Here is a 23,387-nt window from a genome sequence, read left to right as displayed (position 1 = left end):
TTTATTTTGTTTTCGCTACTAAACAATAATCGGCATAACTTTCAGCTAATATAATTTGCGGAACGCGATCAAGCGGAATCGTTTTTTCAATTGTTCCTATTTGCTGAGTAAAATACAAATCATAAAGTTTTACAGTCTCATCACTATTTGTTGTTGTACGATAAAATTGGCTGACTATAATACGTGCTCGAATCCCTAAGCTTGAATATAATTTAGCGAATCCATCAATACAATCGCAGTCAGTAATGCTATGATAGCCTTTCGAGTATAATATGTTTTTTAAAGTATTTAACTTGATAACCTTGCCATAATAATCATTTAGTTTATTGTCAATCACTTGACTCAAATCAGGTAAATGATTAGCAAATTGAGTAAATAGAGGCGTAACTTTGTAATCCTTAAGATGATTTAACCATTCTTCTACTTGATCATCTGACAAATAGACGCTATGCGCTAACTTAATATAATGCTCAGGATTTAAAGTGACTTCATCATCATTTATGTTAATCAAGCAACCATCTTCTGTCGGCCTAAAACTGTTAATGACTGTGTTGTTATTATCGACTTCAAGCCAGATCAACGATTCAATCATTCTATTCATAATAGGATGTTGGTATAAATTGGCAAACCAATCTTGGTAAGACCACACTTGCCCAATAGACATCATGTCATATAACCGCTTTGTTTGATTGTTGATAACTTGTTTTAACTCTGTTTTACTACTGGTTAGTAATTTTTTATATGCTTTGATTTGTTCAACATTTTCGCTATTTGTTGCTTCTGGTAACGATTTGAGTATTTTACCCGCTTCATTTTTTATCACTAATTGTAAACAGTGATCGAGCTGTGCTGTGAATTTACGATCTCCATAATCAAAATCTAATACACCTCGCTCGTTTAAATTAGCTGTTGGAACCATTCTTTCAATGAGTTGTTCAAGGCTGCATGCTTGCGCTTGCGCAAATTCTTCAAGTATTTTTTTGGCATTTTTACGAACAATATTTGAACTATAACGAAGCGAAGTAGAATAAACTAGTTGAGTAATTACCGCATGATTAATCGTGACAATCGCCTCAAATACCGCTGATATTTCACTACGTTTTGAGGAATGAAATTTTAAATAAGGACGCACAATATCAGCAATTTGATAAGGTTCACTATATTTACACAAAGCCAACATGCCTTTGGTATTTAGTGCAGATCTGACATAACGTGAGTACTTATCGGATGTTAGTTCTGTATCTTGTATAATGAACATTTGCACCACAAAATACCCAAGTTTTTGTTGGCTCTTTACATCTAATAATTTTAAATAGAAATCAAACAAGCCATTATCAGTGGTTTGTTTTAATTTTACCGCTAAGATGATCCACCAATAAATAATTTCAACAGCAACTTTCTGACCATTTTGCCACATTAATTCTGGTAGCATATAAGGTTCAAGCCAATCAAGACTGACTGGTTTTTTGGTTTTCAATCCTTTTTTTGCTTCATTTAGCAGATAATCAGGCGATAAATAATAAGAGATATCTTCACCCAACTGACTTAATGCGCTGAGAATAGATGCAATTACCGCTTCTTTTTTCTCTATTGATAAAGCACGCTTCAGTGATTTGATCGACGAATCCCCCCCTAATTTCGCTAACCAATCACTCGCAACTATTCGTATATCTTGTTTTGTTGATAATAATGCTTTTTCAACTTCTAGATGGATATTAGGAATTTTGTTTAAAATAAGCTGTGACTGTAAACGAAAGCGACGACCAGCGCCTAGAGCCCACTCCTGTAATAGTGGAATATACGGTTTAGGTAACTGTGGAAAAAGGGAAAGAATCGCTAAAGCATTTGCTGTTTTATAACATTCTAAATTAGTTTCACCGAATAGTCCCAATGCCTGATCAATATAATGCAAATTTTCGGCAAAAAATGGCCAAATAAGATGTTCTTGATTTAGTATATATTTTTCTAAAAAAGGTAAGGAAAAATAAAATAAAAAAGCACCGGCAATCTTATCTTTTATTGTCGTGCTACCAGTAATACTTTGTAATACATCAGCTAATAATCGCAGATCAACTCGACAATATAATTCTTGTTCCAATAATGATGAGAGATCTTTGTTGACATATTTAGGCTTTTCTAAATAATAAGCTCGTAATACATGCCATAAATTACACTCAGGTAGTTGTTGCAAACTATCTTGGTATAAGGCGAGTGACAATTCATATTTATCAAATATATCTAATTCATTATTATCCAAATCTAAATTGTTTTTTGGTACCAAACCATTTAAATAAGCAAAAACATTATCAAGATCGTTCGAGGTTATTGATTTCAATATGTCACAACGCTGCTGTTGGTTTGAAAGACTAACATTACAAGTTTTGTTAACTGCTTGTTCATCCTCAACCTTTATTTTTATTATTGCCAATTGCCTATCAATATTTTGTTGTAAGGTTTGTCGAAAATTATCTGGCAGCAGGCGTTGAGGAATGGATTGATATGGAGTTATATCGTTATCTTTAGCTTGTAATGTAGATTGACTCAAAGTATTTCCTTATTTCACTTATTTCATATTATTATAATATCTTGAGGATTATTTAACTCCTCACCCAAAATTTAAATACAACTTATATGACTTTTTAAACAAAATTAAACCTAATATTATTCAAGACAATAGTATTTTGGCGCAAAAAACTGATGCTTTAGATTAATAAATTGAAAAAGAGGTGCGCTGCCATAAATAAAATCAAAAATAACAGGGGGTTCATTTTTTAAAAGTTTACCTGTCCATTGTTCTATTGGTTCATTTTTATCTGCTAAATTATTCAATGGTTTAAAACCACCACCTTCACTATAACAAAGACTAACATTGGTTATCATATTCGAATCCGAATCTAAAATAATCAAATGCTCTAAAACCGTATCAGGATCGGATGGCTTTTGATAGTCTTGTAGATAAAATTGTAAACCATTTACTTCGGACAAATAGCTATCCCCTTTTACTAAGTCATCTGTCGGCCAATGACATCCAATAGAGGCAATTTCAATATTTTTATCAAGTACTGGGAAATCGTCTTTGCTAATTTTTTTCCACGATAATGGCGTTAATTGTTCTTGAGCGAATGGATTCTCTTTACCAAAAGACACCAGATAATCTGAATGGTGATCAAATAGTTTTTCATCTAATTTAAAACCATATATATAATCGTTCTGCTTAAAAGGAGCTTTATAATAAGTCGTATCCACCACAGCAAAAGCATTTAACTGACTAATCGGCAATGATGTTAAGTCATTATGTTTATAATCGTATATAAAAACCTTATCGTCTTCTGATAAACCCGCCAACTCAAAAAATTTAGCACGGTATGAATCTGTCAGTAAATATTGTTCATTTTGGTAACTCTCTTTTTCATCTCCAGGAATTAAAATAATAGCTTGTTGATTATTCTCATCATATAAATGCACATCATCAGATAATGAAACAAAAGTAGATTCAGGTTCATTTTCAATATTATAAACAGTAAATGGGCTATACATGCGAATATCCGACCGATATTGAGACTGAATTGTTGTTTTATCCCATTCTATTAACTTGTTTTCGCCAAGCATTGCCGCATAACTATAAGAATTAAGGGATGATAAAATGAATCCCCAAAATAAACCCTGTAATAAAAATTTTTTCATGCTGATATCTGTTCTTTTAGCCAAGCAATTTCTTGAGCCCAAATATCAGAATTTATGGTTTCTAAAATTAAAGGTATTTCATCAATTCTTGAATCTTGCATGATATATCTAAAAGCAGTTTTGCCAATATTACCTTCACCTAAGCTATCGTGACGATCGACATGGCTAGCCAGTTCGCTTTTGGCATCATTTAAGTGCATACCACGTAGATAATTAAACCCAACAATTTTTTCAAATTCAGCAAAGGTTTCTTGGCAGGCTTTTTCAGTGCGTAAGTCGTAACCGGCAGCAAAAGCATGACAAGTATCAATGCATACACCTACCCGGCTTTTATCATCAACTTGATCGATTATTTGTGCTAAATGTTCAAATTTATAACCTAAATTAGAACCTTGTCCGGCTGTGTTTTCAATAACGGCGACCACATTTTTGGTTTTATCTAAAGTCATATTAATCGACTCAGCTATACGCTTGAGGCATTCATCAACAGTAATCTGTTTTAAATGACTGCCCGGATGAAAATTTAACAGTGTTAAACCTAACTGTTCACAGCGCTGCATTTCGTCTAGAAAAGCAGTGCGCGATTTTTCAAGTTGTTCAGCATCGGGATGACCTAAATTAATTAGGTAGCTATCATGCGGTAGAATTTGTTTACTCGTGAAGCCATATTTTTCACAACGCTTTTTAAAGCTATCAATCATTGCCGGTTCTAGCGGTTTTGCATGCCATTGCCGTTGATTTTTGGTGAAAAGCGCAAACGCTGTTGCACCAATTTGATAGGCATTAATCGGTGCGTTGTCAACACCACCCGAAGCACTCACATGTGCACCAATGTATTTCATACTGTTATTCATCCTAATAGTTAATTTGAGCCATTGTTACGTTGCAGTTGATCGCGTAAATTGGGTGGAATACCTTTAATCACCAAAGAATCAGTTTGTGGATCCCATTTTATGCGTTCGCCTAATAGATCGGAATCAAAGCTAAGGGTTAATCCACCACCACTGCCTGAAAATTTCTTTAATTGACGTAATGCGCTACGATCAACCGGGAAGGTGTCTTCTAAATCATAATCACTGTTTTTAACAAATTGCATAAAGTTGTTATCGTCACTGACTGGTAATTCACTGGCTAGGTTTTTGAGTTCTATCTCTTCGCCTGCTTGTAATTGACCTTGACAGTAGTTATAAACATTTTCACGCGCGGCGTTTTTGTCTTGTTTATCAAATTGCATCTCTTGGCAATAATCATCAACCGCTTTAACTAACGTTTTATTTTGCGCTTTGGCATCTAATCCTTCACTAGCGCCTAAATAATCCATAAAAAAGTCCGATACTTTACGCCCAACTCGCCCTTTTAAAAAAGTCAAATAGCGTTTTGAATCAGCTTGAGTTTCCCATTCTGTTATATCAATTCGCGCAATAATGTCGGCATGATCGATATCTAAATATTGGGTTTCGGAAATATCCAAATCTTCATTCACAAGCATACTTGAACAGCTATTTAACACGGCAATAATTAGATATTCCACCGCTAAATAGCGATAATGACAAAATACGACTGTTCCCCCTTCGGCAAACGGATATTTGGCAAGTTCATTGCGTAATTGTTTAGTTGATTCTTGACTAAAGTGGAGAAAATCTTGATTACCTAAACGTAATTCTTTAAGCGATTGTTCAAACAAACTTTCACTATTAAAAAGTCCATAAGCTTTGCTTTTGTTGTTATAGATACGATTGATATCTTCAATTAAATTTACCACAGCTTGCTGATTGCTTAACATTGAATCACGAAGCTGTAATTCGATTTCAGTGTCACTTTTTCTAATTAATTTATGTAATATAACTTTTTCTATTTGCACACTCATTTTAAATTCCTATTGGGATAATAGCGTTTATTTGCAACTATTTTATCAAAGCGTTCAAAAAGTGCTATCTGCAATTATAAACAACAACAATAAACTAAGCTTATATCTATTTGAATATTCGATTCTTTCTGCCATTCACGCTTTCGTATAAATATTGCCAATCACATGGTTTATTTTTACTATAGCTTTCTGGTAGAACCTAGCTTTTATAGCTAATAATGACAATACGGTATAATGATAACATCCACGATTAAAAGTGGAATGACGTTAGTTACAGAAAATTGTAAGAATAACAAAAAACAATTAATCGAAAAGTGGAACAAACCAATTCTTTGTTATGGCTTTTTTCTATTTTTGCATTAAATGATCTGAATTTTTTGTAAATAGTTAATCTGAAAAATAGACTGTTATTAATTTTGTTTTATTACTTCTATAAATAAAAGTATAAGATGCATCCCCACCATCAATTTTTGCGGTATTTCAAATTGATGTTTTGCAATCTATATTTGACTTCAATATTAAGATCATCATAAATATCGGTAAAATTTTGTGCTATTTTTTAGTTTTTCGAAATACGCTAAAAGCCCCAAAAACAATATTTTTATACATAATCACCGTTGTTTTCTTAAACTTGTTAGCAAAATTAATCATTTTTAAAATGGGGAGGCGGAACATTTATCTTCAATTAATCAATAATATTAACCGGGCAAAGCATCTGCTTAACAGCCCAAAAAATCAACTCTAAAAAAACCAATAAATAACGGCGGATCACCTAATGGTGTTAATTCCCCGCCAATGTTAGCAACGAGAAAGATGAAAAAGATAATAAGAAGATAAAAGCGCCAATATGTGATTAATACAGCTATCTACTTAGCTGTATTTTGCTGCAAACTCAGCACTGTTCTTGCATTCGATGCACTGGTAGCAATAATATCAATTACCCCTGATCTCAACGCACCTAAAATAGCGGTTGATTTGGTGTTTTCCGAGGCAATAGCGATTACGCAGGGAATATTACGTAACTCTTCGATACTTAAACCAATGACCCGATCATTCATTACGGTATCAACTGGGTTGCCATTAATATCGAAAAAACCATAGCCAGCAATATCCCCAATCACCCCTTGATTTAATGTCGCATAGGTGATCTCTTGTGGGGTAAACCAACCTAATTGCACCATATAACAATTTTCGTTCATATCCCCTAAGCCAACTAAAGCAATATCAGCTTTAGATGCACGTTCTAACGTATCTTTTATGACACGATTTTGCATAAAAGCGTGTTTAAGCTCGCGGTTTTCGACATATGCTGGTGCATAAAGCGTTTCACTGCTGGCATTAAATTTTCTAGCTAGGCTTCGGCTAATATGATCAGCATCAATAATTTCACCAACTCGTTGCGTTCCTCCTATTCCACAAATAAATTTACATTGTTTTTCAGGAAATACCCCAACATGACTGGCAATAGCAGCAACATTTCGACCTTGCCCTACCGCAACAGTCATACCATTTTTTAAATTACTTGATAAATAGTTAGAAACAAGAGCCGCAACTTGCCGTCGCTGTTCGTCTTCATCTTGATGATCTAAGGCTATCAGTGCACGCTTAATACCAAAATGGTTAACAAATTGTTGTTCAATCCGTGAACTAAATATTGGATGATATTTGACATTGATTTCAACAATCCCTTCAGCTCTAGCTTTTTTTAACAAGCGACCGACTTTAATACGCGAAATGCCAAATCGTTGCGCTATCTCTTCTTGAGTTTGTTCATACTCATAATAGGCAACAGCTATCTCGGTGAGTAGTTCTGCTTCTTGTTTATCGTCAAATCTATCCATTAGTTCGCCTTGTTTCTCAATATTATCGTTGCTGATTTATAGCGGATAATATATTACAAAAACCTGTCGCTTGCCATGCACTACGACCAATAAATAGACCATCAATATTGGGCTGAGCAATTAATTGGGTCGAATTTTCAAGATTGACACTACCACCATAGAGTAAAATCATGTGATTAGCCACTTCTGAACCATAGAGATCAGAGAGCGCTAAACGTAAATTATGATGAATAAATTCAGCCTCTTGAGGTGTTGCCGGTACGCCTTTTTCACCAATTGCCCATATCGGCTCATATGCAATCATAACCTGACTAACTTGATTATGATCAATTCCCGATAGCGCAATCTTCATCTGCTTTACAACAGTTTCACTCGAGACTCCCCAAGATTTTTCTTGAGCGCTGTCCCCAACACAAACTAATGGTGTTAATTGGTGTTTGAGTGCAGCATGAACTTTTTTATTTATTGTCATATCGGTTTCACCAAAAAATTCACGGCGCTCAGAATGCCCTAATTCAACTATTTTAGCACCGGTATCTTTTACCATAATTGGAGATATTTCACCGGTAAAAGCACCCGATTCTTCAAAATGCATATTTTGGACACCGGTTAAGCAATTTATGTTGTGTTGATATAAGTATTCCGCCACATCTCGAACACACGTAAAAGGAGGAATGACAAACGGTTGGATATGACTTTTTAAATCTTCGGGATAGTAGGTTTTTAGTTGTTCACAAAATAACAATGCTTCGGCTAAGGTTTTATTCATTTTCCAGCTGGTGCCTATGAATATTTTTTTCATAATTTGTCCTTTTATTAATGTGATTTTTTATCGCTTTTTTATAGGCTTCCAATAGTAAAAATGGGTTGAAGAATAGTTATTGACTAACCTGACTATTCTTCCCCATTTTTTTATCATTTATCTTGTTTTAGCAACACTCTCATTATTACGGCAAAAAGTAACTTATTTAAGCAATAACGATTGTTGACCTAAAAGCACGTGTTGTTTTGGTGTTAGGCGATACCTAAACGTTTTTTATAACTCTTCACATAATAATCTGTTGCTTTGATAGCTTGTATCACATCATCAGCCGTCACCGCAAAAGGCAGACTATGGATAGTTTCAACAGGAGCAATGGCTTTTTCGCCAATTAATTGAAACTCTTCTTCTGTAATTTTATCTAAATGCACTTGCTCTAACGTGATGGGTAAATCCAACTTAATATATAAATCGATATACCTTTCAAGCTCAGCAATTGGTCGACCTTCTAGCACTAGTTGAGCGATTGTGCCATATGCCACTTTTTCACCATGCGTTAGATGATGCACATCACCTGATACGGCAGTAAAACCATTATGAATAGCATGAGCTGCACCTAAACCACCATTTTCAAAACCAAGGCCACTTAGTAAGGTATTCGCTTCAACAATAGCTTCTAACGCTGGGGTAACTAATTTCTTTTCATTCGATTCAACAGCAAGTAATGCATACTCAAATATGGTTTTTTCACACTCTCTGGCAATTGCTTCACCAGCAATTGTTGCAATACCACCAGCATCCGTTTTATGGCAACTACGAATGGAGGTTCTGGCTTCAACCCAAGTTGCCAGCCCATCAGCTATACCTGATTTTAACGATCTAACCGGTGCATTTGCAATCACTCGAGTGTCAACTAATACCAAATCTGGATTTTTATAATGGTGCCATAAAAAGTCAAAAACACCATCTTCAGTATAAACGACTGAAACTTTAGCCGTTGGTGCATCGGTTGATGCAGTTGTTGGTACACAAACTTTAGGTATATTATATTTGGCGGCAAGTGCTTTAGCCGTATCAAGTGTTTTACCGCCACCTACACCAATAATTGCATCAAATTTTTTTGATTTAAACTCATCAAGTAATCGGTTAATTTCTACCATTGAACATTCGCTGTTAAAAATGGCTTTAGTAATCGATAGTTCGGCTTTTTCGAGTGAATCGGCGAGTTGATTGGCAGCAATATTCCAAATATTCTTATCTGCTAGGATTAAAAAATTGGTCCCAAAGGGTTTGATGTATGCTTCTGCACGAGTCAGCAAATCTTTACCTTGTACATATCTATTAGGACTAACAAAAACCTTATCCATATTAAAATCCTCTTATAAACACATTTACTAACTAATTAATTATTATTAATTCAATTAAAATAATTAATTTACTTCTGGAGAATTACTTCTCGAGTTTTAATTGCTGTAAAAATTCATTCATAATCATCCAAGCTGATTCAGATCCCGCATCCTTGTGCCCTATCGCTCGTTCACCTAATCGCATGGATCGCCCTTTTTTAGCAACCAATGGAATAGTTAACTCGGAACCTTTTTTCATTTCATCAACGCAAATTTCTAACGTTTTTACAGGGTCATCACCCTCTTTATAATTGTTTAAAATATTTAGCCCCGGAATCAGTGCATCTATCATTGTTTTATCATTAAGTTCGGCTTTTCCTCGCATTTGTACAGCTTCAACACCATCTTGATACATTTGACAGAACTCTTTGAATGTTACTGCTTGTTTTCCAGTTGTATGGTTTGCCATTTTCATAAAAAAACTACCATATAAAGGCCCTGATGCTCCGCCGACTTTGCTCAATAAAATCATTCCTACTTTCTTCATTAATTCAGCAATATCTGCTGTTGAGTCAGACAAGAGTGGCAGTTGCTTTTCTACTTCACGAAAACCTATGGTCAAATTAATACCATGATCACCATCGCCAATGTCAGAATCTAATTTACTGAGGTGGTCACGGTTTTTTTCGGCCATATCGGCTATTTTTTTAAATGTTTCGATAAAATAAGATTTATTTAGCATCAGGGCACTCATTTTTCCTCTCCTTGGTAGTTAATAAGCAATTTTAAAATAAGGCGCATCACATGGATGGTCTAATAGCTGTTTTAGTTCATCATCTAACTTGATAACAGAGATAGACATCCCTACCATATCCATTGAAGTCACATAATTGCCCACCAGTGGTTTATAGATTTTAATGCCCTTTTGTGCTAATAAAAGATGTGCTTTTCGGTAGCAGATATATTGGTCCATCAATGCCAAACCACCTAATCCATTAATCAGTAATTGCACTTCATCACCTGCTTTTATTTTGGAGTCTTGTAAAAGATGATCGATTAATTGGCTCACAACGACATCGGCCTTTTCTAGCTTAGTTCTTTCAATACCGGGTTCACCATGAATGCCCATGCCAACTTCCATGTCACCTTCTTGCATATCAAAAATGACTTCGCCGGTAACCGGTAATGTACAAGATGATAGTGCAACACCCATTGAATAAGTATTGGCATTAGCTTTTTCAGTTAAAGCTTTAACTTTATCTAAGTCATAACCTTTGGCGGCAGCACTGGCAGCGACTTTGAACACAAATACATCACCCGCCACACCACGGCGATCACTAATGTTTTTTGAAGAATAGATATCATCAGTCACTGTCACCGTTTCAACCCGGATACCTTCATCGGCAGCTAATTCAGCTCCCATATCAAAGTTCATAACATCGCCAGCGTAGTTACCATAAACAAATAGGCATCCTTTACCAGAATCAACCGCTTTTACTGCTTCATAACAATATTCAGGAGATGGTGAAGTGTTCACATTACCGACTGCTGCCGCATCCGCAAAATCTTTGCCAACATAACCTAAAAATGCGGGTTCATGTCCTGAACCGCCGCCAATAATTATTCTAACTCTTGGCTCTGTACTGATTTTTTTACTTACGATTACGCGATTACACGCTTTTTTTAATTCGACATATTCACTATGCGCTAAGCAGTAACCTTCTAGCATCTCTTCTACGACATCATAGCCATCATTAATTAATCTTCTCATTACATCACCTCGGTCTATCCTTTACATGTTTTACTTGTTACTTAACTCACTAAAAAAAGTGATAATACATACCCACCAACAATACCTGCACATACTGCTGCAACAATATTTTTAACTGATTTACGTTTGCTTCCACCGGTTAAAGCTGAGGCTACCCAAATCCCAACACCAGCGGCTAACCCTTGATCGACCCATACTGAACCACTTTGCGTAATCATTGGCGTTGCTATTCCATGATTAATACACCAGACTGTTCCAACAATAAATGCTGCCGCCATCCAACCACCGATTGGTCCCCAATTGTCAACCATACGCCCCCATGCCATGCGTATAACAAAAGGGAAGATAAAACCACCGATTATTGTTGCAATAGCCAATTTAATTGACATCATCATTTGCTCCCTATATTTCAGCTAATTATTTCTTTTTTTGAAAAACTTTGATTTGTTTGCTACGCAAGATCTTTTCTTTTGCTTCTTTCAACTTTTCAAAATCAGAACGTCTTAAACCAGGTTCTCTTGGATTCTCATTAATAAATTCTGTTTTCTTCGCCATATCTTTTTCAATGAAAGCAGCAGTAATTCCCCCTAAAGTAGCGCCGACAATCACAAGCAATATGGTAGGTAAAGAAGAGACAAATGCATGCCCACCTTGAATAAAGGTATCGCGCATAATGCCACATACTGCAATAGCAAGTCCCATATCAACAAAAGCAGCATCATCTTCATTGCCAGTCAGATTGATATAATGATTCATGTACCACATTGGACCAATAATGATTACCGCCGCCAAAAAACCACCGAAAATGCCGTAAGTACCTAATTGTGACCAAACTGACATTACAATCATTCCAGCGATACAATAACCCACAAAGCTTCGAAAAAATTTCATCCTAACGCTCACTTTTTAAATATTTTGTAGTTCAGCTAAAATACCTTCAACATCTTCATCAACCATGGCTTGTATTGACGCAACAAATGCACCTTCAACAAGGGGGGCATCAACTAACGTCACCTTACTTCTTAAGGCTTCATCTTCGATAAGGTCAATAGCGGTTTCTGTGCTTAAAATGGCACTACCTATATCAGCAAATATCAGTATATTTTTGTGATCTTTTGATTGTTCGATGATGTTATAAATCGCAACTGAATCTGTTCCCAATCGTCCATCCTCTGTTCCGCCTGCTGAATAAATTTTTACATCACCGGTTGAATCGACCATCTCTTCGATCATTTCTTTTAATCCATCAGTAATTTTTTTACTGTGAGAGACTAAAATAATACTAATCATGCTTACCTCTTGAACATATGTCTCGTTAATAATCTTTTGTTCAATTATATCGAATAAAATTAAGGCGGAAATTGTTTTATAATAAATTTGTGATTCAGATCTAACTTTTAGATAGTGATAATTTTGACAGCAAAATAAAATAGAATAATTAGCTATATTAGTGTGATATCTAAAAAACAATACCGTTAACAGATTGATAGTTGATGTCAAATATATGATCAACGTTATTTTATTAAAATGAGCATAAGTTTACATATAAAACAAAAGATTCAGGTATTGATTAGCAAAAAAGATAAAAAGCATCACTCTATGCAATATTTTACAGTTGTATGGGTAACCTAGCTTAATTCGCTACGCTTGATAGTTTAAAAACAAAATAAATAAATTGCTTTTAAAACTGAGTAATGAAATGAATAAGTTGATGTTGATGCTTAGAAGAGTTTAAAAACTATTTAATATTTAGACAAATGACCCGCTAATTTAATTCAGCTTTTTACTCATTGATCCAACTCAATTAGTCAAAAAAGTTTTTAAATGAGCCTGACTGATTAATGAGTTAAATACAACTAATGCTTTTACCATTAAAATCCACCATAATTAAAAAGTGTCATTAAAATTGGCATTAATAAAGTCAATACAAACCCTTGTACAATGGCTGGTGGCACAATAGTGATGCCGGCGCCTTTTTGTAACATTGGTAAAGTAAAGTCCATCGAAGTTGCACCACACAAACCTAACGCAGTAAGTTTATAGCGTCTTATTAAGGTTGGAATAAGAATTATTGCACACAATTCACGCAAAATATCATTTAAAAAGGTTGCACTACCAATGATTGGACCATGCGCTTCTGTCATCAAAACTAAGGACAAAGAATACCAGCCAAATCCCGATGACATAGCAAGCCCAACACGAGTTGGAAAATCCAAAATGAAAGCAGCTAATATTCCACCTAAAAAAGTGCTTATGACCACGACTAAAGATGTCGTCAAACCAATTTTATTTAACAAAATCTGTTTAAACGAGATATTGTTACTACGTAGCTGGATACCAATGAGCAATAGAAGTAAAACTAACACTATTTGAATAATGCTGCCAGTATATTGCCAAAAAAACAAAGGTAAAAAACCCGCAATAAAACCGAGTATCAAGGCAATAAATACTTTTAAAGATTCAAAAATCAATTTAAAACGAGATTCAAACGACGAGCCGGTGTTAGCTGTTTTCCAAGGCAAAAATAGATCAAATAAGATTAATGCCAAAAAATTGCCACCAAAAGTACAGACAAAAACAACAGCGGTATAGAGCAAAATATGCTGTAAATTTGTGATTAAATTGTCTAACTGAGCTATTTCAGCCCCCATGATAAAAAGAATAAAATAGACCATATAGCCAAGTATCTGATTAATTTTGGCTAGCCATTTTTGATCTTTAATTTTAATCAAATAACCTAAACACAATGGGACAAATGCAATCAAAATACCATAATACATTTTTATTCCTTTCCATGTTCATATTCATATAGTATTGTTATAAAAATTAGAGGTAAAACTCTGCTCTAATATATCCTCATTATCAACGTAATGAGGATAAACTTTCCTCAATGCTAACTTTAAGCTGATCTAATAATGCATAACGATTACGATATTCCGAGCGTTTTTTACTCGCTATTTCGTCAATCGATTTTCGATTAATTTCGGTCGGTAATATAAATAAGTTTTTGGAATCTGGTTTACCGTCAATTGTTAACCAAAAATCATCGTAATCCGATAAAATTCTTTCTTGTCGGCTATTATATCGCCAGTTATTGTACACATGTGTGTTATTACCAACAGCAATCACCTGTTCTAAATTAAAATATTTAGCAATAATTAATGCCGCTTCTACCGCGACGCGTTTTGGAAAAAGTCCATAGCACTGCTTTGTTGCTTTTTGTACGCGTGTTCGTGCTTCATGATGCCCTGTTCCTTGTAAACCAGCAATAAATAGCGTAGATTTTTTTTGATATTCGACAAGGGTGAAGGTTAAAGTTGCTAAATCAATACCGTCATTATCATAAAAATAGAGACTCAATTCACCTTCACGCGCATATTTATTTCGCGCTTGAATAGCTATTTGTATGTTTGTTTCGTTTTTAGCGTCGATATTAGCCAAAATATAAGGCGATTCTGGGTTATAAAAAGCCTTAGACATATTGCCGGATTGCTTTGATAAAAAATCATAATGATAAACTAAAGCAGCTAAACGCTCTTTTTGTGTCAAACATGATGATAAATACGGCCGTTGTAATTTACAAGGTAAATTGGTTTGGCAGGAAAGGTAATAACCAAGTAAAGGATATTGTCTTAATTTATCAAGCAATTTGAGTGTAATTGGACTTAAAAAAAGTGTGCGAAAAAAGAACTTATATCGATAAGTTGGTTTAAGCCAAAGTTCATTAAGTGGAAGTTTGCCTACACAAAGCCAGTGAAAAAGTTGCCACTTACTTTTAGGCTGGGGCATATTTGTAATATTATTCATAATCAGAAAAAACTAAACTCGGTTAATTTAAAAAAATATAAAATGACTCAAGTATTACTTAATATGCAATATTAAAGATAAGTCATAAAATCAAGGCAATAAGGGTACAACACAATATAAGTCAGTGCAACTATCCTTATATAAGGTTATATTAAATAAAATGAAAATAAAAAACGGTGAATTTATCACCGTTTTTAAATAACGATTAATTTTTGTTAAAAATTAATTATTGACCTTTAACTTCTTTTAAACCGTTAAATGGTGCTTTAGAACCTAACGCTTCTTCAATACGCATTAATTGGTTGTATTTAGCAATACGATCAGAACGGCTCATAGAACCAGTTTTGATTTGACCTGCTGCTAAGCCAACGGCTAAATCAGCAATGGTTGAATCTTCTGTTTCACCACTACGGTGAGAAATCACAGCGGTATAGCCAGCATCTTTAGCCATTTTAACTGCTGCAATTGATTCAGTTAATGTACCGATTTGGTTAACTTTAACTAGGATTGAGTTAGCAATGCCTTTTTCAATACCTTGTTTGAAGATTTTGGTATTAGTAACGAAAAGATCATCACCCACTAATTGGATTTTGTGACCTAATTCTTTAGTTAAGTATGCCCAACCTTCCCAATCGCTTTCATCTAAGCCATCTTCGATAGAAACAATTGGATATTGTTCACTTAAACTTTCTAAATAACGAGTAAATTCTTGAGCAGTAAACTCTTTATTACCTTCGCCTTTTAATACATATTTACCGGTTTCTTTGTTATAGAATTCAGATGCAGCACAGTCCATCGCAAGAGTAATGTCTTTACCTAATACATAACCTGCTTTTTCTACTGCTTCTTTAATACATTCTAATGCTTCAGCATTTGAATCTAGGTTAGGTGCAAAACCACCTTCGTCACCAACTGCAGTATTCATACCTTTAGCGTGTAAAACTTTAGCTAAATTATGGAATACTTCAGAACCAATACGAATTGCTTCACGTACTGTTTTTGCACCAACTGGTTGAATCATGAATTCTTGTAAGTCGATGTTATTATCAGCGTGTTCACCACCGTTGATGATGTTCATCATTGGTAATGGCATAGAGTATTGACCTGGAGTACCATTTAAATCAGCGATGTGTTGATAAAGTGGTACACCTTTAGCTGCTGCTGCTGCTTTAGCATTTGCTAAAGATACGGCTAAAATTGAATTAGCACCTAAGTTAGATTTGAAATCAGTACCATCTAAATCAATCATGATTTGGTCGATAGCTGCTTGATCTAAAGCATCTTTTCCTAAAACAGCTTTAGCAATAGGTCCATTAACATTTTCAACAGCTTTTAATACGCCTTTACCTAAAAAGCGAGACTTGTCACCATCGCGAAGTTCTAGTGCTTCACGTGAACCAGTTGACGCACCAGATGGAACAATTGCTAGACCAACAAAACCACCCTCTAAGTGTACTTCGGCTTCAACTGTTGGGTTACCACGAGAGTCGATCACTTCACGACCATGTACTTTAACGATTTTTGCCATGTTTTTTTCCTCTATATGACAGATATATAACTAATGTAAAAATAAACTATTTTTGCTGCTGATCTTGATACTCTTTAGCAGCTTTCACAAAACTACTGAACAATGGATGTCCATCTCGTGGTGTTGAAGTAAATTCCGGATGGAATTGACATGCGACAAACCAAGGGTGTTCTGGAATCTCAATAATTTCAACTAATTTCTTATCAGTTGATAGTCCAGTGATCTTCAATCCAGCTTTCACAATTTCCGGTAATAAATTGTTGTTTACTTCATAACGATGACGATGACGTTCAGTGATCGACTCTTTTTTATACATATCAAATACTTTAGAATTTGTATCTAAATGGCAAATTTGCGAACCTAATCGCATAGTACCACCTAAATCGCTGTTCTCATTACGTTGAACCACATTACCAGATTCATCACTCCATTCTGTGATCAACGCGATAACTGGGTTAGCGCAATCTTTAACAAACTCTGTAGAGTTGGCATCTTTAATACCAGCCTTATTACGAGCATACTCAATTAAAGCAACTTGTAAACCAAGGCAAATACCTAAATAAGGAATTTTATTTTCACGCGCATAACGAGCTGCCATGATTTTTCCTTCAACACCTCGATAACCAAAGCCACCAGGAATCAAAATCGCATCTAAACCTTGTAATAATTCCGTACCACGAGATTCAAGATCTTCAGAATCAATATATCGAATATGAACAGTTAAACGATTTTTTAATCCGCCATGTTTTAATGCTTCGTTTACCGATTTATAAGCATCAGGTAGAGCAATATATTTTCCAACCATACCAATGGTAACTTCACCTATTGGGTTGGCTTCTTCATAAATTACCTGTTCCCATTCAGACAGATCAGCTTCTTTACATTCAAGGTGGAAGCGATTGCAAACAAATGTATCTAAATTCTGAGATTTTAATAGTGCAGGGATTTTATAAATAGAATCAACATCTTTTAATGAAATAACTGCGCGCTCAGGTACATTACAAAATAGTGCGATTTTAGCACGTTCATTAGCGGGAATAATGCGATCTGAACGACAAATTAATACATCAGGTTGAATACCAATTGATAGCAGCTCTTTCACTGAATGTTGTGTCGGTTTGGTTTTTACTTCCCCAGCTGAAGCTAAATAAGGTACTAACGTTAAATGCATAAATAACGTATGTTCACGACCAACATCAACGGCTAATTGACGAATTGCTTCTAAAAATGGAAGTGATTCAATGTCACCCACTGTGCCGCCAACTTCAACAATAGCAACATCAAAACCTTTTGCACCTTCAATCACGCGTGATTTAATTTCGTTAGTGATATGAGGAATAACTTGAACAGTTGCCCCTAAGTAATCACCACGTCGCTCTTTACGTAGTACATCGGAATAAATTCGCCCAGTAGTAAAGTTATTTTTGCGTGTCATTTTAGTGCGAATAAAACGCTCATAATGACCCAAATCAAGATCAGTTTCTGCCCCATCTTCGGTAACAAAAACTTCACCATGTTGAATAGGACTCATTGTGCCCGGATCAACATTAATATAGGGATCGAGTTTGAGCATGGTGACTTTTAAATTGCGGGCTTCTAAAATTGCAGCAAGAGACGCTGCGGCAATGCCTTTACCCAAAGAAGAAACGACACCGCCTGTAACAAAAATATAATTCGTAACCATTAATACCAGACCATTATTAATTTATTAGAATAATATTGTGCGTTTTTAAACCATAAAAACCAACACAATATACGAAGAATCAGACGGGAAGATAGTATAACAGAATCAAGTATAGGTCTCAATTGAATAATTACTTTTAATTCGTTTGTCAGCCAGCTATATTACCTACAAAATATGTGCTTATTATTTTGATAATCCGCCTAATATTAATCAAAACTGTTGATCTGTATATTCAAAATTTTATCATTATAGTTATCAATAATTTTTTTAATCGAGTCAGATTTGCTGCTTTTTTCCAAATAAGCAAATAATATTGATTAAAATAATAAAGACAACAAATAGAAACACTACATTGTTAATTAAATTTCTAAATTACTTTCTACCATAGTTTTAAAATTTTTTTATTTATATTAAAACGGTTCATTAAAGATTAATGATAGTACCTAATCTTTTTTCATAATATTTCTTAATTTCACTCGTTCGATGTCGGTTAATTATTATTTTCCTTAATAGTTGAATGCCGTTAATCGTAGCAGTTAATGTCATAACAACAAAAATAAGCATATTTATCAGAAAAAGCGGAGATAATGGTTGATTTGCTTTTAAATTATAATGATGATTTGCATTAACTTTCAGAGCAGAAATACTTTTTGTATTAGAATTTTGATCCTCACGATAACGAATATCACTTACCACACCAATAATATTAACATTAGGCGAGATAGTGTTATTTAAAATATCAATATAATAATTCACATTTTCAAATTCATCCAATTTGATTGAATTATTCATGACTAATCGAAGCATATCGATATAGCTTTGATTGGTTAATGTAATTTCTATAGAATTTTCAGATTGATATTGAGAAACAATTTTCACTAATTTTTTTTGTAATTCTAATTTAAATGGTTTTAAATTAATTTTAAGAACATTTACTTCGTTGGATTCGACTATTTCATTCATCATTTCGGGATTTTTTTCTGACCTATCAAGTAGATCATCCCATGTAATACCGTCTTTATCACTATCAAATAACTTAACTATACGGGATTTAATATTGTCACAATTTTCGAGAGGTGTAATTTTACATACCTTTTCAATGTCAATGATTATTTGACCTATATTTTTTATTCTAGAGAAAGATTTTTTAACATAAAATTTGACTCTTTCAATAGAATGTTTGTTGAGCATATCAATATATAGTTGATATTCTTGTTGCATGTTTTTTAAATGAGTCATTTCTAAATCGATAAAATCATTAACAAATTTTGGATCAAATATATGTTTTAATGAGCTGTTAATACTCATCACATTATCTTCCGTCAATGTCATCGGCTGAGTATTGATAAAAAAGTGGTGACATTTATAATTGACCTTTAAATTATTGACATCACACGATGTGTTTTTTATAGAAATATTTACAATATCTCCTTGAGAGATATCACTATTTTCTAAAGTGGTTAGATCGTTAATTTGCAGATTGTGAGATTGTTGATTGTAATACCGATAAGCAAAATAACCATTATTAATTGGATCGGTAAAATAATAAAGAACAGCAGATAAAACTATCCCAACAATGAATAAAATTGTATTTCGTATAATAAATTTAGGCGAACCAAACTGTTCTATTTCATTATTGACGGATAACGTATGACCATAACGAAGTAATTTTCTACCATTATCACCGATACCCATTTCCGTAAAAGTATTTGAAATTTTAGCTTTAATAACCTTCACTTGTTGTGGAATTAAATGGCGTTTAGGTTTATACCAAACAAAAAAAGCTGCTGCACTAAGAAAGACTAATATTAAGATTAAGATGGATATCTGCTCATTTTCACTAAACCATGATTGTATCAGTAAAACCGTTGCTAATATCAAACAAAGTGAAGTTAATATACCAAGGTTATGTTGACTGATAGCTTCAAATTCACTTTCTTCACGTTGATAAAGGGTTTGATTAATCGATGCTTCTGAACTATCTGTGCCAATACCATAAGAATTATTTTTTTGATAACGGTTTGTATTATGTTGTTTATCAACTTTTTTATTATCATCATAAAGCGTTAGTGACTCAATATCAACAGAGTCACGATCATCTAACAAGTTAGTGTTTTTTAAATCGCCAAATTCATATTCCTCATTAAGACCATAGTTTTCGGATGCGGTCTTGATATCGTGATCATTTATTTTTACGACTATCCCATACCATTTGGTAAATACAACTTCAATAATATTAAATTTATCAATATATCTATCCATACTATATGGAAAGAACAGTTCAATATTGTCAACTTCATAGTAATAAGTAATTTCGTCAGTATTACTGTGAAAACTATTACGATAGCACTCACCTCGTAAATAGGACACATGGTTATCGATTAAAGATGATTGAGATTTATAAGGATAAACCGTTATTTTACTAGTTAGGTACGGATGTAATAGTTCTAATTCTTCATCTGTTAAATCTCTTATTGGTTCACGTTGGGATAGGTGTTTCTCTAAAATTGCCCTATTAACACGATGTTCCCCCCCCCTATTAACACCACGTTCACCTTTATAAAGGATCCAACTGATTAATCCAAAAATTAAAATGCCTATTTTAATAACCGTATACCAATCCATTAAGATTCCTTTATGTAAATATTATTTTATTTAAAAACGGTGTTTATAAAACTAATAACAAAATTAGTTGTAATTTCTTCTACCTTTATTTAGTTAATTATTACTTAAATTCGATAACATCTTTTAAATTATCGATATTCTTCATTTCCATTTAAAAAAGGCGCTTAATACGCCTTTAGATTTATTTAGAATACAACTTATTTAAGTGTTCTTTCGCTGCGGGATAGCCCAATAATCCCTGATCGGACTGTTTCCACAATATTACATGTTTCTCTAATTGATAATAAGAACGAATCAAGCTTTTCACTGGTGCCCGATAACTGAACAATATAATGCGTTGCAGTCACATCAACAATTGATCCTCGAAAGATATCGGCACATCGCTTCACTTCGTCACGTGCATCTGAATCTTTAGCGGCAACTTTAACTAACATAATTTCACGCTCAACATGAGGGCCTTCAGTTAAATCATTAACACGGTATACATTAATTAGTTTATGAAGTTGCTTTTGAATTTGTTCAAGTACATGCTCATCGCCTGAGGTTTGAATGGTCATACGATGCATGGTTGGATCTTCGGTTTGCGCCGTTGTGATGGTTTCAATATTAAAACCACGTTGTGAAAATAGACCAATTATTCGAGACAATGCGCCAGGTTCATTTTCAGTTAAAATAGATAATATATAACGCATTAGGTTCTCTCCGTTTTACTTAACCACATTTCACTCATTGAACCACCTCGAACTTGCATTGGATAAACATGTTCTGTAGCATCGGTCATCACATCTACAAAAACAAGTCGATCTTTAATTGATAACGCTTGTTTAAGTTTGGATTCAAGCTCTTCACGCTTATTAATACTTATGCCAACATGACCATAAGCTTCAGCAATTTTAGCAAAATCAGGTAATGACTCCATATAAGACGAGGAATGTCGCCCTGCATAAATCATGTCTTGCCACTGTTTAACCATACCTAAAAAACGATTATTAAGATTCAAAATCAAAATAGGTAAACCATATTGTAATGCTGTTGATAGTTCTTGAATATTCATTTGAATACTACCATCACCGGTTACACAAACAACTCGATTTTTTGGGAAGGCCAATTTAACACCTAGTGCGGCAGGTAAGCCAAAGCCCATGGTACCAAGTCCACCTGAAGTAATAAAGTGTCTTGGTTTATCAAACGGATAATAAAGCGCTGTAAACATTTGATGTTGACCTACATCGGTAGTGATATAAGCATCGCCTTTAGTTAATTTATATAATACTTCAATTGCTTCTTGCGGTTTAATACTGTTACCTTCATGACTATAAGCAAGGCAATGTCGAGCTCGCCAATGATCGATCTGTTTCCACCAATCAACCAAGGCATCTAAGTCACGCTCTATGTTTAGTTCATCAATTTGATCTAACATAGTTTCTACAACAACTTTAGCATCACCAACAACAGGAATACTTGCCATGATGGTTTTAGATATTGATGTCGGATCGATATCGACATGAATTATTTTGGCTTTAGGACAATATTTTTCAACATTATTAGTTGTTCTATCATCAAAACGTGCGCCGATAGCCAAAATAACATCCGCATTATGCATTGACATATTGGCTTCATACACACCGTGCATACCTATCATGCCTAAATAGTGTTTATTTGTTCCAGGGAAAGCACTAATGCCCATCAGCGTTGAAGCAACAGGCAGATTCAACTTTTCAGCAAACAGTTTGATCGCCTCACTTGCATTAGCAGATATCACACCACCACCAATAAAAAGAACCGGTTTTTTAGCTGTAAAAAGTGTCGTTAGCGCTTTTTTTATTTGTCCTTTATGTCCTTGTATTGTTGGATTATAAGAACGCATCGATACTGATTTTGGATAATGATAATTATATTTATTAGCAGGATTGACAATATCTTTTGGTAAATCAATGACAACAGGACCAGGGCGACCGGTTGACGCAATATAAAATGCTTTTTTGATAATTTCTGGAATATCTTGAGTATCTTTGATTAAAAAACTATGTTTAACAATCGGTCTTGAAATACCGACCATATCGCACTCTTGGAATGCATCATTGCCAATTAAATTACTTGCTACTTGTCCAGATAATATAACCAGTGGCACAGAATCCATATACGCAGTGGCAATACCGGTAATAGTGTTAGTCGCGCCTGGCCCCGATGTAACTAACACAACACCAACATCACCCGTAGCTCGAGCGTAACCATCAGCCATGTGCACAGCTGCTTGCTCATGACGGACTAATATATGTTCAATACCACCAAGTGTATGAATTGCGTCATAAATATCAAGAACACTACCACCAGGATAACCAAATATCTGTTTTACTCCTTGATCAATCAATGATTGAATGACCATTTCTGCACCTGACAATTTTGCCATGCTTATTGCCTCCAATATAACTTTTTTGTCATCTATTGATTTATTGTGCATTAACTTATATATA

19 protein-coding genes and 1 pseudogene are annotated in these 23,387 nt (G+C 34.3%); all 20 read right to left on the bottom strand.

Going from position 1 to position 23,387, the window contains the following annotated elements; genetic code table 11:
- Position 1: 1 nt before the first annotated feature.
- Complete coding sequence (locus J3U57_RS09975) at positions 2-2,545, bottom strand: DUF4132 domain-containing protein (RefSeq protein ID WP_267344591.1); 2,544 nt, start codon at positions 2,543-2,545, stop codon at positions 2-4.
- A 116-nt stretch (positions 2,546-2,661) separates the two neighbouring features.
- Positions 2,662-3,684, bottom strand: a complete 1,023-nt coding sequence (locus tag J3U57_RS09970; RefSeq protein WP_267344590.1) for a hypothetical protein — start codon at positions 3,682-3,684, stop codon at positions 2,662-2,664.
- Complete coding sequence (gene nfo / locus J3U57_RS09965) at positions 3,681-4,526, bottom strand: deoxyribonuclease IV (RefSeq protein WP_267344589.1); 846 nt, start codon at positions 4,524-4,526, stop codon at positions 3,681-3,683. Before nfo ends, J3U57_RS09970 begins: the two co-directional genes overlap by 4 nt.
- Before the next feature lie 20 nt (positions 4,527-4,546).
- Positions 4,547-5,551 (bottom strand): nucleoid-associated protein YejK, encoded by a 1,005-nt coding sequence (gene yejK, locus J3U57_RS09960; RefSeq protein ID WP_267344587.1) that lies wholly within the window; start codon positions 5,549-5,551, stop codon positions 4,547-4,549.
- Positions 5,552-6,245: 694 nt separating this feature from the next.
- Positions 6,246-6,381: pseudogene (locus J3U57_RS09955) on the bottom strand (sodium:proton antiporter); the annotation flags it as partial.
- Between the two features lie 36 nt (positions 6,382-6,417).
- On the bottom strand, positions 6,418-7,392 hold the full coding sequence (locus J3U57_RS09950) for a sugar-binding transcriptional regulator (RefSeq protein WP_065633492.1): 975 nt from the start codon (positions 7,390-7,392) through the stop codon (positions 6,418-6,420).
- A gap of 22 nt (positions 7,393-7,414) precedes the next feature.
- Positions 7,415-8,194 (bottom strand): triose-phosphate isomerase, encoded by a 780-nt coding sequence (locus tag J3U57_RS09945; RefSeq protein ID WP_267344586.1) that lies wholly within the window; start codon positions 8,192-8,194, stop codon positions 7,415-7,417.
- A 212-nt stretch (positions 8,195-8,406) separates the two neighbouring features.
- Complete coding sequence (locus J3U57_RS09940; protein WP_267344585.1) at positions 8,407-9,519, bottom strand: glycerol dehydrogenase; 1,113 nt, start codon at positions 9,517-9,519, stop codon at positions 8,407-8,409.
- An 82-nt stretch (positions 9,520-9,601) separates the two neighbouring features.
- A complete protein-coding gene (gene dhaL, locus J3U57_RS09935) occupies positions 9,602-10,252 on the bottom strand; it encodes a dihydroxyacetone kinase subunit DhaL (RefSeq protein WP_267344583.1) in 651 nt (216 codons plus the stop codon).
- Between the two features lie 18 nt (positions 10,253-10,270).
- Positions 10,271-11,269 carry a dihydroxyacetone kinase subunit DhaK gene (locus J3U57_RS09930; RefSeq protein WP_267332955.1) on the bottom strand — a complete coding sequence of 333 codons (999 nt, stop codon included), beginning with the start codon at positions 11,267-11,269 and terminating at the stop codon, positions 10,271-10,273.
- Positions 11,270-11,310: 41 nt separating this feature from the next.
- Positions 11,311-11,658 carry a Lin0368 family putative glycerol transporter subunit gene (locus J3U57_RS09925; protein ID WP_416379676.1) on the bottom strand — a complete coding sequence of 116 codons (348 nt, stop codon included), beginning with the start codon at positions 11,656-11,658 and terminating at the stop codon, positions 11,311-11,313.
- A gap of 28 nt (positions 11,659-11,686) precedes the next feature.
- Complete coding sequence (locus J3U57_RS09920) at positions 11,687-12,160, bottom strand: Lin0368 family putative glycerol transporter subunit (protein WP_065799081.1); 474 nt, start codon at positions 12,158-12,160, stop codon at positions 11,687-11,689.
- A 15-nt stretch (positions 12,161-12,175) separates the two neighbouring features.
- Positions 12,176-12,559, bottom strand: coding sequence for a dihydroxyacetone kinase phosphoryl donor subunit DhaM (dhaM, locus tag J3U57_RS09915; protein WP_267332957.1), 384 nt, complete (start codon positions 12,557-12,559; stop codon positions 12,176-12,178).
- A gap of 581 nt (positions 12,560-13,140) precedes the next feature.
- A complete protein-coding gene (locus tag J3U57_RS09910) occupies positions 13,141-14,049 on the bottom strand; it encodes a lysine exporter LysO family protein (RefSeq protein ID WP_267344581.1) in 909 nt (302 codons plus the stop codon).
- Between the two features lie 82 nt (positions 14,050-14,131).
- Positions 14,132-15,076 carry a VirK/YbjX family protein gene (locus tag J3U57_RS09905; RefSeq protein WP_267344580.1) on the bottom strand — a complete coding sequence of 315 codons (945 nt, stop codon included), beginning with the start codon at positions 15,074-15,076 and terminating at the stop codon, positions 14,132-14,134.
- 226 nt (positions 15,077-15,302) lie between these two features.
- Entirely contained in the window at positions 15,303-16,604 is a 1,302-nt protein-coding gene (gene eno, locus J3U57_RS09900) for a phosphopyruvate hydratase (protein ID WP_065633501.1), read from the bottom strand.
- Positions 16,605-16,650: 46 nt separating this feature from the next.
- Positions 16,651-18,288 (bottom strand): glutamine hydrolyzing CTP synthase, encoded by a 1,638-nt coding sequence (gene pyrG, locus J3U57_RS09895; protein ID WP_267332960.1) that lies wholly within the window; start codon positions 18,286-18,288, stop codon positions 16,651-16,653.
- Between the two features lie 423 nt (positions 18,289-18,711).
- Positions 18,712-20,913 (bottom strand): hypothetical protein, encoded by a 2,202-nt coding sequence (locus tag J3U57_RS09890; protein WP_267344579.1) that lies wholly within the window; start codon positions 20,911-20,913, stop codon positions 18,712-18,714.
- A 197-nt stretch (positions 20,914-21,110) separates the two neighbouring features.
- Positions 21,111-21,605, bottom strand: coding sequence for an acetolactate synthase small subunit (gene ilvN / locus J3U57_RS09885; protein ID WP_065799075.1), 495 nt, complete (start codon positions 21,603-21,605; stop codon positions 21,111-21,113).
- The gene (gene ilvI, locus J3U57_RS09880) at positions 21,605-23,323 is read right to left on the bottom strand and encodes an acetolactate synthase 3 large subunit (RefSeq protein WP_267332961.1); all 1,719 of its coding nucleotides are present in this window, start codon (positions 23,321-23,323) and stop codon (positions 21,605-21,607) included. Before ilvI ends, ilvN begins: the two co-directional genes overlap by 1 nt.
- Positions 23,324-23,387 lie beyond the last annotated feature (64 nt).

It is taken from the genome of Gilliamella sp. B3464 (assembly GCF_026536145.1).
In the GTDB taxonomy this organism is placed as follows: Bacteria; Pseudomonadota; Gammaproteobacteria; order Enterobacterales; family Orbaceae; genus Gilliamella.
The sequence above is the reverse complement of the archived record's forward strand: the minus strand, read 5'-3'. Positions and strand labels throughout refer to the sequence as shown.